At 43.5% G+C, this 14,173-nt stretch carries 14 protein-coding genes; 1 reads left to right on the top strand and 13 read right to left on the bottom strand.

Going from position 1 to position 14,173, the window contains the following annotated elements:
- Window positions 1-366: 366 nt before the first annotated feature.
- The gene (locus tag G5B11_RS08275; RefSeq protein ID WP_173727582.1) at window positions 367-1,392 is read left to right on the top strand and encodes a LacI family DNA-binding transcriptional regulator; all 1,026 of its coding nucleotides are present in this window, start codon (window positions 367-369) and stop codon (window positions 1,390-1,392) included.
- A gap of 366 nt (window positions 1,393-1,758) precedes the next feature.
- On the opposite strand, the gene G5B11_RS08270 is transcribed toward G5B11_RS08275, so the two are convergent.
- The 13 genes from G5B11_RS08270 to G5B11_RS08210 form a co-directional block, all read right to left on the bottom strand.
- Entirely contained in the window at window positions 1,759-2,127 is a 369-nt protein-coding gene (locus tag G5B11_RS08270) for an ArsR/SmtB family transcription factor (protein ID WP_173727580.1), read from the bottom strand.
- A gap of 27 nt (window positions 2,128-2,154) precedes the next feature.
- Complete coding sequence (locus tag G5B11_RS08265) at window positions 2,155-4,023, bottom strand: heavy metal translocating P-type ATPase (RefSeq protein WP_173727578.1); 1,869 nt, start codon at window positions 4,021-4,023, stop codon at window positions 2,155-2,157.
- Between the two features lie 35 nt (window positions 4,024-4,058).
- Window positions 4,059-4,277 (bottom strand): cation transporter, encoded by a 219-nt coding sequence (locus G5B11_RS08260; RefSeq protein WP_158422223.1) that lies wholly within the window; start codon window positions 4,275-4,277, stop codon window positions 4,059-4,061.
- Window positions 4,278-4,458: 181 nt separating this feature from the next.
- Window positions 4,459-4,881 carry a flavodoxin gene (locus tag G5B11_RS08255; protein ID WP_173727576.1) on the bottom strand — a complete coding sequence of 141 codons (423 nt, stop codon included), beginning with the start codon at window positions 4,879-4,881 and terminating at the stop codon, window positions 4,459-4,461.
- A gap of 66 nt (window positions 4,882-4,947) precedes the next feature.
- Entirely contained in the window at window positions 4,948-5,517 is a 570-nt protein-coding gene (locus G5B11_RS08250; protein WP_191868079.1) for a DUF3793 family protein, read from the bottom strand.
- Between the two features lie 319 nt (window positions 5,518-5,836).
- Window positions 5,837-7,918: a heavy metal translocating P-type ATPase gene (locus tag G5B11_RS08245; RefSeq protein WP_173727574.1), complete on the bottom strand. Its 2,082-nt coding sequence runs from the start codon at window positions 7,916-7,918 to the stop codon at window positions 5,837-5,839.
- Window positions 7,919-7,920: 2 nt separating this feature from the next.
- A complete protein-coding gene (locus G5B11_RS08240) occupies window positions 7,921-8,256 on the bottom strand; it encodes a DUF6110 family protein (RefSeq protein ID WP_173727572.1) in 336 nt (111 codons plus the stop codon).
- 201 nt (window positions 8,257-8,457) lie between these two features.
- The gene (locus G5B11_RS08235) at window positions 8,458-8,925 is read right to left on the bottom strand and encodes a transcriptional repressor (protein WP_330603101.1); all 468 of its coding nucleotides are present in this window, start codon (window positions 8,923-8,925) and stop codon (window positions 8,458-8,460) included.
- 84 nt (window positions 8,926-9,009) lie between these two features.
- Window positions 9,010-11,157 carry a ferrous iron transport protein B gene (gene feoB / locus G5B11_RS08230; protein ID WP_173727570.1) on the bottom strand — a complete coding sequence of 716 codons (2,148 nt, stop codon included), beginning with the start codon at window positions 11,155-11,157 and terminating at the stop codon, window positions 9,010-9,012.
- 107 nt (window positions 11,158-11,264) lie between these two features.
- Complete coding sequence (locus tag G5B11_RS08225; protein WP_158422218.1) at window positions 11,265-11,486, bottom strand: FeoA family protein; 222 nt, start codon at window positions 11,484-11,486, stop codon at window positions 11,265-11,267.
- Between the two features lie 107 nt (window positions 11,487-11,593).
- On the bottom strand, window positions 11,594-11,806 hold the full coding sequence (locus tag G5B11_RS08220; RefSeq protein ID WP_158422217.1) for a FeoA family protein: 213 nt from the start codon (window positions 11,804-11,806) through the stop codon (window positions 11,594-11,596).
- Window positions 11,807-12,012: 206 nt separating this feature from the next.
- Complete coding sequence (locus G5B11_RS08215; protein WP_158422216.1) at window positions 12,013-13,188, bottom strand: NAD(P)-dependent malic enzyme; 1,176 nt, start codon at window positions 13,186-13,188, stop codon at window positions 12,013-12,015.
- Between the two features lie 82 nt (window positions 13,189-13,270).
- Window positions 13,271-14,143, bottom strand: a complete 873-nt coding sequence (locus G5B11_RS08210; RefSeq protein WP_173727568.1) for a phosphoribosylaminoimidazolesuccinocarboxamide synthase — start codon at window positions 14,141-14,143, stop codon at window positions 13,271-13,273.
- Window positions 14,144-14,173: the final 30 nt, after the last annotated feature.

Below are 14,173 nucleotides of genomic sequence, written 5' to 3'. Positions count from 1 at the left end.
ATTTCAATATAGCATACATTATATTTGTGTGCAATATCCAATTATCATAAATAGCAATTCTGTTTTTTATCTATTTTCACTATTTGCTTTTATTTAAATATGTGTTTTATTGCTTTTTGCACAATTGTTTTTGTTGTTTTCCACACTTTTTACCATAAGCGCCTTTCTCAAAGAAACCATTTTTTATTATTCTCTTACGCATATTGTGCTCGTGCTCAATACGATATTTTATAATTTTCCCAGCATACGCTATTGCCTGTCAGACTGTTTTGTGTTAAAATTTTTCTAATATCAAGCGGGAACATAACTCATTACAAAGACCGCAGCACAGGATATGTACCGTAGAAGCAAGAGGTGATAAGATCAATGGCTGTTACCATTAATGAGATTGCCCAGCTGGCAAATGTATCCAGGGCAACTGTAGATAAAGTAATACATCACCGTCCCGGTGTTAAGAAAGAAACACGGGAGCGGGTAGAATTTATATTAAAAAATATGGATTATCGTCCCAATCTTCTTGGAAAAGCACTTGTGCACAGTAAGAATCCTATGAAGATCGGAATCATCCTTCCACCGGATTATAATGCTTTTATTCAGGTTCTTCTGAAAGGAATCCACAAAGCCCAGGCAGAGTATGCTCCTTTTGGATTTGAAGTAGTAGTTAAGATGCTTACCTCCCTGGAGCCTGTGGAGTTTATGGGGCTGCTTCTCCAAATGGAAGCCGAAAATGTAAACGGCCTGGCAATGATTCCTATTGATGATCCTCAGGTGATCAAGAAAATCAACCAAATGGAGCAAAATGGTATCCATATTCTTACATTCAATTCCCCTATTAAAGAATTGAATGGATTCTGCTATGTAGGACAGGATCATAAGAAAGCTGGTACTGTTGCCGCCGGTCTTATGGAGAAGCTGCTCCCTCAGGGTGGGAAGATCGGTGTGATCATTAGTTCCCATTCCCTTACCTGTCATACAGAACGTCTGGATGGATTTTGCAGCCGCCTGTCCCAGCGTCCTAACGGGATCCAGATCATTGGCACAGAGGAGAATCAGGACAAACAGGAAGATGCCTTCCGTATTGCCTTAAGTTACCTGAACCGTCATCCTGATCTGATGGGCTTTTACCTGTCCGGTAATGGATGCCGTGGTGTACAACAGGCACTGTCTATTGCCAATATTTCCCACCCTGTAAAGATGATCTGCCATGACCTGGTTCCGGAGTCTGTCCAGATGCTACAGGATGGCTGCCTGGATTTTGTGATCACACAAAATGCCCAGGAACAGGGATATCAGATCGTGAAGCAGCTTTTCGAGTACCTGATGCTTGCCCAGAAGCCTGCAGATTACTTTTATGAAATTCCTATCCAAATTATCACAAAAGAGCTTCTCTGATTTTTTGCTATTTTACTTTTACAGCTTCAAGTCGAACAGTCGCGAGACTTGGCGCGTGATTCTGGTCAGCGTAAGCTGACATATTCTTTACAGAATCACTGCGCATCCTCGCGGAGCGTTTATCTCAGTCGGAGATTGGACTCCCACTGAAACGAACTTGCTGTTACTCACTACCTGAAAGAGGTGGGAGTCTTCTCGACTGAGATAAACCCTTTTTGTAATAGAAACGCTGCGAAGTATTTCGTACTACACAAGACAAAAGCTGCTGTATCTCCGGTTCTTCCAACCAGCATATACAGCAGCTTATATTTTATATCAATTCTGGCAATACCTGATTACGCAGGCCTGCTTATTTACAGATTATGATTACGGTCGATCTTCCTCTATATGATCCCGGCCCTGGTCGATGATGGTCCGCACATGCTCATCTGCAAGGGAATAAAAAATGGATTTTCCTTCCCTGCGGCTCTTTACCAGCTTATTCTGCTTCAGGATCCGAAGCTGATGGGAAATAGCAGACTGATTCATATTCAATACCCTGGCCAGATCGCAGACACACACCTCTGCTTCAAAAAGGACAAACAGAATCCGTATTCTGGTGGAATCCCCAAATACCTTAAATAGCTCTGCCAGATCATATAACTCTGTTTCTTCCGGCATGGTATCATTCACGGTCTTCAGAAGATCCTCATGTACTTCAAAACAATCACACACCTCAAGACCCTTTTCCTCCATACGGTTTCTCCTCTCTTTCTTTTGAATTTAAAGATTCTTTACAAACAAAGCTCTTGTTGCATTCAGTACGGCGATCACCATAACTCCCACATCTGCAAAAATTGCCATCCACATATTTGCAATACCGAGAGCACCAAGGAGCAAGCAAATCCCTTTGATACCAAGAGCAAACCAGATATTCTCATAAACGATCCTAAGACACTTTCTGGAAATCCTGATCGCCTTTGAGATTTTCAGAGGGTCATCATCCATCAGCACCACATCCGCTGCCTCAATCGCAGCGTCAGAGCCAAGCGCTCCCATGGCAATACCGATGTCGGCTCTGGACAAAACAGGGGCATCATTAATACCATCACCTACAAATGCCAGTTTCTCTTTTTGACCTTTTGTAGAAAGAAGTTCTTCTACTTTAGTTACCTTATCTGCCGGAAGCAATTCACTGTAAACCTCATCAATTGCCAGCTCGTCTGCAACCTGATCAGCCACTTTCTTAGTGTCTCCGGTAAGCATGACCGTTTTCCTGACTCCAGCCTTTTTCAGCGCCTGGATTGCTTCTTTTGCATGGGGTTTGATAATATCTGCAATGAGGATGTGTCCCGCATATTTACCGTCAACAGCCATGTGAACAATTGTGCCCACATGATGACAATCAATATATTTAATGCCCAAATGATCCATCAGCTTGGTATTTCCAGCTGCTACGGATATTCCGTCAACCTTGGCAATCACACCATTGCCGCTGATCTCTTCAATATCTGTCACACGACTTCTGTCTATCGCTTTGCCATAAGCCTTTTTCAGGCTTTTGCTGATCGGATGGGAAGATGCACACTCTGCAAGTGCTGCATACTCCAGAAGCTTGTCATCACTCATGTCACTGTGATGGATGCCTGCAACCTCAAACACACCTTTTGTCATAGTGCCTGTTTTGTCAAATACAACGTACTTTGTCTGGGACAATGTTTCAAGATAATTGGATCCTTTTACAAGGATTCCCTGATTACTGGCTCCGCCGATCCCTGCAAAAAAGCTTAGCGGAATACTGATCACAAGGGCACACGGACAACTGATTACAAGGAAAGTAAGTGCTCTGTAGATCCAGTCCCCCCACTCCGGAGAAAGGCCCATAACAGCCATCCTTACAATCGGAGGAATGATCACCAGTGCCAGCGCAGAGTAGCATACTGCAGGTGTGTAATATTTGGCAAATTTGGAAATAAAATTCTCAGATCTTGACTTTTTGGAGCTGGAATTCTCTACCAGATCCAGAATCTTGGAAACAGTAGACTCACCAAACTCCCTGGTGGTACGGATCTTCAACACACCATTCAGATTGATGCATCCGCTGATGATCTCGTCATCACATCCAACCTCTCTCGGAAGGCTCTCTCCTGTAAGTGCACTGGTATTCAGTGTGGATTGTCCTTCCACTACCACACCATCAATGGGCACCTTCTCGCCAGGCTGTACAACGATCACAGTTCCTACTTCCACCTCGTCCGGATCTACCTGGCAAAGGGTACCATTCTTTTCCACATTGGCATAATCCGGTCGGATATCCATCAGCTCACTGATATTCTTCCTGCTCTTACCCACTGCATAGCTCTGGAAAAGCTCCCCGATCTGATAGAACAGCATAACAGCTACGCCTTCTTTGTAATCCTTCAGGGCGATCGCACCGATGGTTGCCACTGCCATAAGAAAATTCTCATCAAATGCCTGTCTATTCAGGATTCCCTTCCATGCTTTTTTCAGAATATCATATCCGATCACCAGATAAGGAATCATAAACAAAGCGAACTGCACGTATCCTTCTACCGGAAGTAATGACAGAATAATAATCAGGGCAGTGGAAATAATAATCCTAATGAACATTTTTTTCTGTTTCTTATTCACAATTCATGCCTCCTGTAAATCTGCCTCTCTAAAGCTTAAAGAAAAATCTCGCAATCATCCTCAACTTTCTTGCAGTTCTTCAATACATCCTGCATAACAGCCTTAGGATCCTGGCCATCTTCAAACTCAACGATCATCTTCAGTGTCATAAAGTTTACAGTAGCATCCTTAACTCCTGGGGTATGCTTGGCAGCGTCCTCCATCTTATTTGCACAGTTTGCACAATCAACGTCGATTTTGTAAGTTTTTTTCATGGTCTACTCCTTTTCTACCTTCACCGGCTGCTTACGATCCTGCCTAAGGTCTTTCATAATTTCGTTTTATCATATGAACATTTATTCATATGTTTGATATTATTATAGCACCCTAGACCTTTTTGTCAATAGGGTGCTATAATATTTTTAGACATTTTCAAAGAAATATCCCATAATATTTTCAGGCAAGTGCTTTTCCAAGATCCTGGCAAGCTGCCTGTGCATCATCATCCGGCTCCTCGTTGCAAAGCACAGGATCAGCGACAAGTGATACACCTGCACCTTTTGCATTTTCTTCCCAGGTACGCATCCACTCTCCGTCTCCCCATCCATAGGATCCGAAAAGACCTACTTTTTTACCTGCAAGCTTTGGCTCACACGCCGCATACATCGGCTCAAAAATAGTATCTTCCAGTTCTTCATCCCCCATAGCAGGGCAGCCGAATGCCAGTCCGTCAAACTCCTCCACTTTGTCAGCAGAGAAATCCTCTGCACTAAAAACAGAAACCTCAGCGCCTGCTTCTTTTGCGCCTTCCGCTACTTTATCTGCCATAGCCTCTGTATTGCCAGTTCCGCTCCAGAAAACAACTGCAACTTTACTCATAATATAAATACCCCTTTCATTCATATTAAATTTTATGTTAAGCAAACTTTTCACCAGGTCAGCCCATCATGCACTGGCACCGGCTACTGTCAGCTGCACAACACTTCTTCCATTTTGCCACAGACTGCGGTAAATATTCCTGCACTTCCGGTACTTATGAAACAGCTTCATAGTTTCACATTCATTACAGTATACTTTCCAACAGCCTGCACACTTATAATTCTGTCCGCTGTTTTTGATAAAACCAATCACATCCCCAAGTGGATAATCTAAAAAAATCCCAATTTCATGAGGAAATTCCTCCTGCCTGGAAAACCGTTCCACAAGGCGGTTCAATGCATACCCTGCATCTGTGGATGTATACCCGTACTTTTCCAGAAAACCTGCAACACCGGATTCGTCCAGCTTTTCCTGCAGCTTTTTCTCACGATATACATATACAAGTGCTCGTCGTCCATGATTACGCAAAACCAGAAGCTTAACTCCCTTTGGATTCATCAGGCGATTCCACTGTTTGACTTGTTCAGCCAATTCCTGGTCATCTTCTATCACTGCATTAAACAGATTGGCCGCCTTTACAGACGCCAGCGTAGGGGAACAATGTTCAATCAGATATCTTTCTATGTTTTCCGCCAAAATGAATCCTCCTTCTTGTATTCATTTAATGATAGGTAATTAGTTATTTGCAATACATATAAGTTACATCTAACCGTCATTTAAAAAAAATAAGGTCATCACCTATTGGTAGTTAGCATTTGCTAACCACATAGATAGATTACTTTATCTATGCTTTTTTGTCAATAGATGATGACTCCCTTATTTGTATAATAATTCTCATTATGATGTCAGTGACTGGTACAGTGAATATTAAGTAACCGCCATATTGACTTACCTGATTTTAACTGTACTAATTAGTCCTCATAATAACCAGATTTTCGCCCATACAAACCTCTGTTTATTCCGGAAGAAGATTCTTCATACTCCTCATCCCGATCAGCAGTGTGGAGGTATTATGAAGAAGTGCTGAAGTAGTAGGCTGCAGGATACCAGCCACCCCCAGAATGATCAGTCCTGTATTAAAGCCTACAATGGTTCTGTAGTTGCATCTGATTCTCTTCATTAGTTCATCACTAATGTATTTCAGTGCAAGAAGGCTATACAGATCATCAATACCAATGGTAATATCTGCCACTTCTCTTGCGATCTGTGCACCTTCACTGACAGCTATACCTGCGTCAGCCGCCGAAAGTGCAGGCGAATCATTGATGCCATCTCCAAGCATCACTACCTTACGTCCTGCGGCTTTTTCCTTGTCTACGAATCTGGCTTTATCTCCAGGAAGGACTTCTGAATAATATTCATCTACCCCAACCCTTTTGGCAACTGCAGCTGCTGTACGCTCACTATCCCCGGTCATCATCACCACCTTGGTAAATCCGGCGTCTTTCAGCCTGCGGATCACCTCCGGTGCTTCCTCCCGCAGCGGATCCTCAATGCAGATCACTGCAGCCAGTTCACCGTCTATAGCAAGGTAAAGGTGGGAATACTCTTCTGGAATCTGTTCAAACTTCTCTTCCATTCCCTGCGGGATCTTGCATTTCTCATCCTCAAATACAAAATGAGAGCTTCCGATCACAGTTTTGTGATCGTTTACAAATGTGGAAATGCCATGGGCCACAATATACTCTACCTTGGAATGCATCTCCTCATGGTCCAGCCCTTTCTGCTTTGCCGCATTTACTACAGCTTTTGCCATGGAATGAGGGAAATGCTCTTCCATACACGCAGCCAGACGAAGCATTTCATCTTCACTGTATCTGCCAAAAGAAATCACCTTTGCTACGGTTGGTTTTGCCTTGGTAAGAGTGCCTGTCTTGTCAAATACAATGGTATCTGCTTCAGCTACAGCCTCCAGGAATTTGCCTCCCTTAACTGTGATCTTATACCGGTTAGCCTCACGGATCGCAGACAATACGGAAATAGGCATTGCCAGCTTCAAGGCGCATGAAAAATCAACCATCAGCACTGCAAGTGCCTTTGTAGCATTTCTTGTGAGAAGATACACCAGACCCGTGCCGCCAAGAGTATATGGAACCAGACGGTCTGCCAGATGTTCTGCTTTGCTCTCCAGTCCGGATTTCAGTTTCTCGGTATCTTCGATCATAGCAGCGATCTTTTCATACCGGCTGCTGCCTCCTACTGAGGAAACAGTAAAGACCACTTCTCCTTCTTCTACAACTGTGCCTGCATACACGGTGTTGCCGGATACACGACGTACTGGTACAGACTCACCTGTAAGAGAAGCCTGGTTCACCATAGCCTCACCTTCAAGGACTGTACCATCAAACGGGATCACATTGCCCATATGCACAACCACACAGTCACCTGGCTTTATCACATCTGCATCAGTTAGTACTTCTTGTTCATCTTCTGTGCGCAGCCATACCTTGCCCACATTCAGGGACATGGTACGAGCCAGATCGCCTACTGATTTCTTATGGGTCCACTCCTCCAGCAGTTCACCTACTCCCAAAAGGAACATTACAGAACCGGCAGTTCCAAAATCTCCCCGGATCATAGAAACACTGATAGCAGTCGCATCCAGTACCGGTACCTCGATCTTGCGCTGCCATAAAGTCTTCAGGCCTTTCCAGATATATTTTGCAGATACCACACCTGTATAGATGGCTGAAAATGGCATTGGAAGCATAAACTTCCTTGCGTAATGAAAGATCACTTTATTAACAAGCTTCTCTTTATACTGTTCATTTAATTCCCTGCCGGAGCTATCCAGCACAGCTGCCGGAACTTTCACATTCTCATAGCGGAAGCACTGCAACTTGCCAAGAAGCTCCTTCCTGTCGCCTTTGTAACTGATGGTGGCATCACAGGTTTTATCATAAACATTTGCCGTTATCACTCCGTCAGTATTTTCCAGATAATACTGCAGGATATCTGCCTGCTGATAAGTCATCCGTTTCTGGAAAATATGGATCCTGATTCTTCCCCGGATCTCATGTTTAATATTAAAACGCATCTTTATTCTGCCTCTTTGAATGTATCCTCTTCTGTTTTATCCTCTTCTGCCTTGACTTCCTGGTCTGTCTTTACTTCCTCGTCTGCCGTATCCTCAAAAGTCTCCTCAGCAGCAGCACGGTCTTCGTTGATCTGCTTTGCCCCCTCATAAATGTCACCGCAGTTTTCCTGAACTGTAGTAACTGTCTTCATAACGCAATCCTTTGCGCGAAGAACAGCTGCTGTGCAGTTGGTATACAGCTTCTTTGCGTCCTTACTGGACAGTGCTTTGATGCCTGCCGTGCCAAATAAAACTCCTGCTGCAAATAATCCTGATTTTTTCCAGTTCAAATCTGCCATAATAGATTCCTCCTTATATTTTGCAGTCAGATAATCTCTGCTGCTTTTCTTCCTTTATAAAAGTTTAAAAGTCAGTATAGCATTCGTATTTTTACTTGTCCAGAAACTTTTTCTTAATCGAGAAACATTCTCAATTATTTAATATTCTCACAGCCAAGAGGTAAAATGCATTCCCATATCCTGTAATTACCCTGCCTGCTTTCAGGCTTCGCATTTGCAAGCCTTCATTTCAATACTGGCGATTTCCTGTTCCTTTATATATCCGCATTCTTTCATGCCTGCCTTCATTACTTCCCGCCACATTCCGGGAGAAAGCCTGCATATTGTATCGTCACTTAATTTTACATAACAGGATTTTTCTTCACAACAGGTACTGCAGTCTGCGATCTTATACATGTTTTTCCGGCTGATGGCTCCAATATTCTCAAGCACGTTCACCATACGGTAAATCGTTGCAGGACCAATATTCTTATCTTTTTTCTGAACTTTAAAATAAATCTCTTTACAGCAGGAGCACTCCTCTGCCAAAATAATATCCAGGATCGTCCTTCGTTGTCTGGTGATCCTGCATCCTTGCTCACGAAGCTTCTGGATCACCATGGTTTTCTGCATTTTCGTCCGCTCATATGACTGAGACTCCCTTGCTGCTTCTTCCTTTCGTTCTCCCACCAAAACTCACCTCCTGTTGCTCTGGGCTGATGCAGTAACAGCCTGCACCCTGTTGGATGCAGGCTGTAAAAGTGCCTGTCTTTATCAGGCTTTTACACTTACTTTTAATGTATTGCTCTCTTTGTATGGTCTGAATAACAGATAAATAAAGCATGCAACCAGTATGAAAGCAACCACTGTGCCAATACCGAAAGTTCCAGTAGTGATCAGTGTACCGATCTGATAGATACAAAGTGAAACCACATAAGCAAGACCGCACTGATATCCGATTGCAAACCAGAACCATTTTTTGTTGTTCATCTCTCTCTTGATGGCGCCCATTGCTGCGAAGCAAGGTGCACAAAGAAGGTTGAATACCAGGAATCCATATGCTGCGATAGGTGTCATAACCTGTGCCAGGTTACCCCAGATCTCAGCGCCGTCTTCTGCAACTTCAGCAAAGCCAAACAGCATACCAAAGGTAGCTACTACGTTTTCTTTTGCGATCAGACCAGTTACAGCAGCAACAGCCATCTTCCAGCCTTCGCCGGCTTTTGTCCAGCCCAAAGGTCCAAAGATCCAGGCAATTGCAGAACCGATCTTTGCAAGGATACTGTTGTTCAGTTCCTCGACCATTCCAAAGGAACCGCCTTCCCATCCAAAGCCCATTAAGAACCACAGAACGATGGTTGAAAGAAGGATGATCGTACCGGCCTTTTTGATAAAGGACCAGCCTCTCTCCCACATGCTTCTTAAAATATTTCCGGCGGTTGGCCAATGGTATGCAGGAAGCTCCATAACGAATGGTGCCGGATCACCTGCAAACATCTTTGTTTTCTTTAAGATAATACCAGAGCAGATGATTGCCGCAATGCCTACAAAGTAGCAACTTGTAGCCACCCATCCACTGTTGCCGAAGAATGCGCCTGCGATCATGGCGATGATCGGAAGCTTTGCGCCACAAGGAACAAAGGTAGTTGTCATGATAGTCATCTTACGGTCTCTGTCATTCTCGATGGTACGGGAAGCCATAACACCAGGAACACCACATCCGGATGCGATCAGCATAGGAATGAAGGATTTACCGGACAGACCAAATTTGCGGAAGATTCTGTCCATAATAAATGCAACACGAGCCATGTAACCGCAGGACTCAAGGAATGCAAGGAAGAAGAACAGAACCAGCATCTGCGGTACGAAACCAAGTACAGCGCCAACACCAGCAACAATACCATCCAGGATCAGTCCCTGCAGCCATGCAGCACAGTGAACAGCCTCCAGTGCAGATTCAATCGCAGGAGGGATGATCTCGCCAAAGAGAACATCATTTGTCCACTCCGTTACAATCGTACCAACCGTAGTTACTGATACATAATAAACAACAAACATTACAACTGCAAAGATTGGAAGTGCAAGCCAGCGGTTTGTCACGATACGGTCAATCTTGTCAGATGTTGTAAGTTTCTTTCCTTTTGCGGATTTTGAATAGCACTGTCCGATAATGGAAGAAATGTATACATAACGTTCATTGGTGATAATACTCTCTGTATCATCATCAAATTTATCTTCAAGAGCCTTAACCTCAATAGATACATCCGGCACGCTTTTCATCTGTTCTGTGATCTTGCTGTCTTTCTCCAGAAGCTTGATAGCAAAGAAACGCTTCTGCTCCTCAGCAACAATACCTGTAAGCTTTGTCTCAACAGTCTTGATCACATCCTCAACTTCCTGAGCAAACTCATGAACAGGTGTTACGCTGCTTTTCTTCTGGGCTGCCGCAATAGCTCTTTCAGCAGCTTTACTGATGCCAGTTCCCTTTAAAGCAGAAATCTCAACTACTTCGCAGCCAAGCTTTTTGCTTAATTTGTCAATATAGATTTTATTCCCTGTCTTCTGAACCAGATCCATCATGTTGACAGCCATAACTACCGGAATGCCAAGCTCCATGATCTGAGTGGACAGATACAGGTTTCTTTCCAGGTTTGTACCATCAACGATATTGATGATTGCATCCGGTCTTTCATTGATCAGGTAATTTCTGGCAACTACTTCCTCCAGTGTATATGGGGAAAGGGAATAAATACCAGGAAGGTCCATAATGATCACATCTTTGTGTCCTTTTAAACGACCTTCTTTTTTCTCAACGGTTACGCCAGGCCAGTTACCAACAAACTGGTTAGATCCTGTCAACGCATTGAACAATGTTGTTTTGCCGCAGTTCGGGTTGCCTGCAAGCGCAATCTTAATCGACATTTTCATGCCTCCTCTTTCTTTCCTGATTTAATTTCGTTTTAAGCTTCTTCCATTTGTTAGAATATACAGTTGTTAATTAGCAATCACTAACAGCCGTGTAAAAAAAATCATTCCACTTCGATCATCTCAGCATCCGCTTTTCTTAAGGACAGCTCATAATCTCTCACTGTTACTTCCACCGGATCTCCAAGGGGTGCAACTTTTCTCACATAAATCCCTACGCCCTTTGTGATTCCCATGTCCATAATACGCCTTTTTACAGGCCCTTCGCCGTGGAGCCTTTTAACAGTAACTGTCTGGCCAACGGCAACTTGACGTAATGTTTTCATAACAAACTCCTTTTCATGAAAATATGTAACTTTTTATTAATTCACAATCCCCGACAGACTCTCATGTCTGTCGGAGGCTGAAAATCTCCAAGGATATAAGATGCTGTTTACACCATAATCTTATTGGCCATGTCCTTACCAATCGCCACACGTGAATCTTTTACATTTACGATCAGATTACCGTCATTCTCAGAAACAACGGTCACTGTACCTCCTACAACAAAGCCAAGGTTTTCCAGGAATTTGCGTATCTCTTCTTTTCCACCGACTTTCCGGATCACGTTCGGCTCCCCTTCATTAACCATAGACAAAGGCATCATTACACTCTCCCTTCACGTTGTCATAGCTATATCTATTAAATATTGTTTCTCGCTTACGTTAATTAGTATATTCTAATATCTTTTAGTAGTCAACTACTTTTTTTATTTTTTTCTCACAATGATTAGCAGCATTTATCTCAATCAAAAAAGGCTGCCGCAAACGAATGCGACAGTCCTTAGTAAATCATTTTACTATTTTAAAAAGCTTATTTAATCCTTGCAACACCGCTCTTGATGGCAGCTTCTGCAGTTGCCTTTGCAACCGCATCTTTTACCCTTGGATCAAAAGCAGCCGGAAGGATGTAATCCGGATTCAATTCTTCATCACTTACCAGTCCTGCAATAGCATAGGCTGCAGCGATCTTCATCTCATCATTGATATCAGATGCACGTACATCCAGTGCTCCACGGAAAATACCAGGGAAGCAAAGTACGTTATTTACCTGATTAGGATAGTCGGATCTTCCTGTGGAAACCACAGCTGCACCTGCTGCCTTCGCTTCATCCGGGAAGATCTCTGGTGTAGGGTTAGCACATGCAAAAATGATCGGATCCTTTGCCATGGTACGTACCATATCCTGAGTAAGTGTTCCCGGAGCAGATACACCGATAAATACATCTGCGCCTTTGATCACCTCTGCAAGAGTACCTTTTTCATGAGCTTTATTTGTGATCTTAGCCATTTCTTCCTTGATTGGATTCAGACCCTCTCTGCCCTCATAGATAGCACCTTTACGGTCAGTCATGATCACATTCTTAAGACCCATGGAGATCAAAAGCCTGATAATAGCAATCCCTGCTGCACCGGCACCTGATGTAACGATCTTAATATCTTCCATCTTTTTGCCAACTACTTTCAGTGCATTGATCACACCAGCCAAAGTGATCACTGCAGTTCCATGCTGATCATCATGGAAAATCGGAATATCGCAGCACTCTTTCAGCTTCTTCTCGATCTCAAAGCATCTTGGTGCAGAAATATCCTCAAGGTTTACACCGCCAAAGCTGCCTGCCAGAAGGCGTACAGTCTCAACAATATCATCCACATTCTTGCTGCGTACACATAATGGAATGGCATCTACATCGCCAAAAGCCTTAAACAGAACACATTTACCTTCCATAACCGGCATACCAGCCTCTGGTCCGATATCTCCAAGGCCTAAAACTGCGGTACCATCTGTCACAACAGCAACCGTATTCCAGCGTCTGGTCAGCTCATAGCTTTTATTAATATCCTTCTGGATCTCCAGACAAGGCTGTGCTACCCCTGGTGTATAGGCAAGACTTAATGCATCCTTGGAGTCTACTGCTGCGCGGCATTTGATCTCCAGCTTTCCTTTCAGGTCATAGTGCATCTTCAACGATTCTTTCGCATAATCCATTTCATTCATCCCTCTCTTTTATTTAATCAAACGACAGTAAATGATCCACCGGATATCCCCACTTATGCCGGTGTTTTAAAGATCAGTCCAGTTCTTTGCCTGTAAGCATTTTATAGCTCTGCAGATATTTCTGAATAGTCTTATCCACGATCTCCTGGGGCAAAGTCCAGTTGTTGTCCGGATTTGCCTTCAGCCAGTCACGGGCAAACTGCTTGTCAAAGGACGGCTGTCCATGTCCCGGTTCATATACATCTGCAGGCCAGAAACGGGAACTGTCAGGTGTAAGCATTTCATCGCCAATGGTAATATTGCCATTCTCATCAAGCCCGAACTCAAACTTGGTATCTGCAATGATGATCCCTTTTTTCAGTGCATACTCTGCACATTTCTTATAAAGTGCGATGGTCAGGTCACGAAGTTTCTCTGCATACTCCTTACCTTTACCAGGATAATATTTCTCCAGATGGTCAATACTCTGTTCAAAAGAAATATTCTCATCATGATCACCGATCTCAGCTTTTGTAGATGGTGTATAAATAGGCTCAGGCAGCTTGTCAGACTCTTTCAGTCCTTCCGGCAGGCTGATCCCGCAAACCTTGCCGTTCTCCTTATAGCTTGCCCAGCCGCTTCCTGTAATATAACCCCGGACAATGCACTCCAATGGAAGCATTTCCAGCTTCTTGCACATCATGCTCTTACCGTCGTATTTCTCCTGTCTGAAAAATTCAGGCATATCATTCACATCTGTAGAGATCATGTGATTTGGAAGAATATCCTTGGTAAGGTCAAACCAGAATTTGGACATCTGAGTAAGCACCTTGCCCTTATTGGTAACTTCATTATTAAGGATCACATCAAAGCAACTGATACGGTCTGTGGCAACCATGATCAGGCTGTCTCCATTGTCGTAGATCTCACGTACTTTACCTTCTTTGATTGGCTTCATTTCCTGCATTTTTTTACACCTCGTCAGCTTCCGTATTTA

This window comes from Blautia glucerasea, from assembly GCF_013304385.1.
GTDB classification, from domain to species: Bacteria; Bacillota; Clostridia; order Lachnospirales; family Lachnospiraceae; genus Blautia_A; species Blautia_A ammoniilytica.
This window is presented reverse-complemented; position numbering and strand designations above follow the sequence as displayed.

Bases quoted from the DNA above. Each gene is read 5' to 3' on its own strand.
- G5B11_RS08275 (WP_173727582.1), top strand. From the start codon at position 367: ATGGCTGTTACCATTAATGAGATTGCCCAGCTGGCAAATGTATCCAGG.
- G5B11_RS08270 (WP_173727580.1), bottom strand. From the start codon at position 2,127: ATGGAGGAAAAGGGTCTTGAGGTGTGTGATTGTTTTGAAGTACATGAG.
- G5B11_RS08260 (WP_158422223.1), bottom strand. From the start codon at position 4,277: ATGAAAAAAACTTACAAAATCGACGTTGATTGTGCAAACTGTGCAAAT.
- G5B11_RS08255 (WP_173727576.1), bottom strand. From the start codon at position 4,881: ATGAGTAAAGTTGCAGTTGTTTTCTGGAGCGGAACTGGCAATACAGAG.
- G5B11_RS08245 (WP_173727574.1), bottom strand. From the start codon at position 7,918: ATGCGTTTTAATATTAAACATGAGATCCGGGGAAGAATCAGGATCCAT.
- G5B11_RS08240 (WP_173727572.1), bottom strand. From the start codon at position 8,256: ATGGCAGATTTGAACTGGAAAAAATCAGGATTATTTGCAGCAGGAGTT.
- feoB (WP_173727570.1), bottom strand. From the start codon at position 11,157: ATGTCGATTAAGATTGCGCTTGCAGGCAACCCGAACTGCGGCAAAACA.
- G5B11_RS08225 (WP_158422218.1), bottom strand. From the start codon at position 11,486: ATGAAAACATTACGTCAAGTTGCCGTTGGCCAGACAGTTACTGTTAAA.
- G5B11_RS08220 (WP_158422217.1), bottom strand. From the start codon at position 11,806: ATGATGCCTTTGTCTATGGTTAATGAAGGGGAGCCGAACGTGATCCGG.
- G5B11_RS08215 (WP_158422216.1), bottom strand. From the start codon at position 13,188: ATGGATTATGCGAAAGAATCGTTGAAGATGCACTATGACCTGAAAGGA.
- G5B11_RS08210 (WP_173727568.1), bottom strand. From the start codon at position 14,143: ATGCAGGAAATGAAGCCAATCAAAGAAGGTAAAGTACGTGAGATCTAC.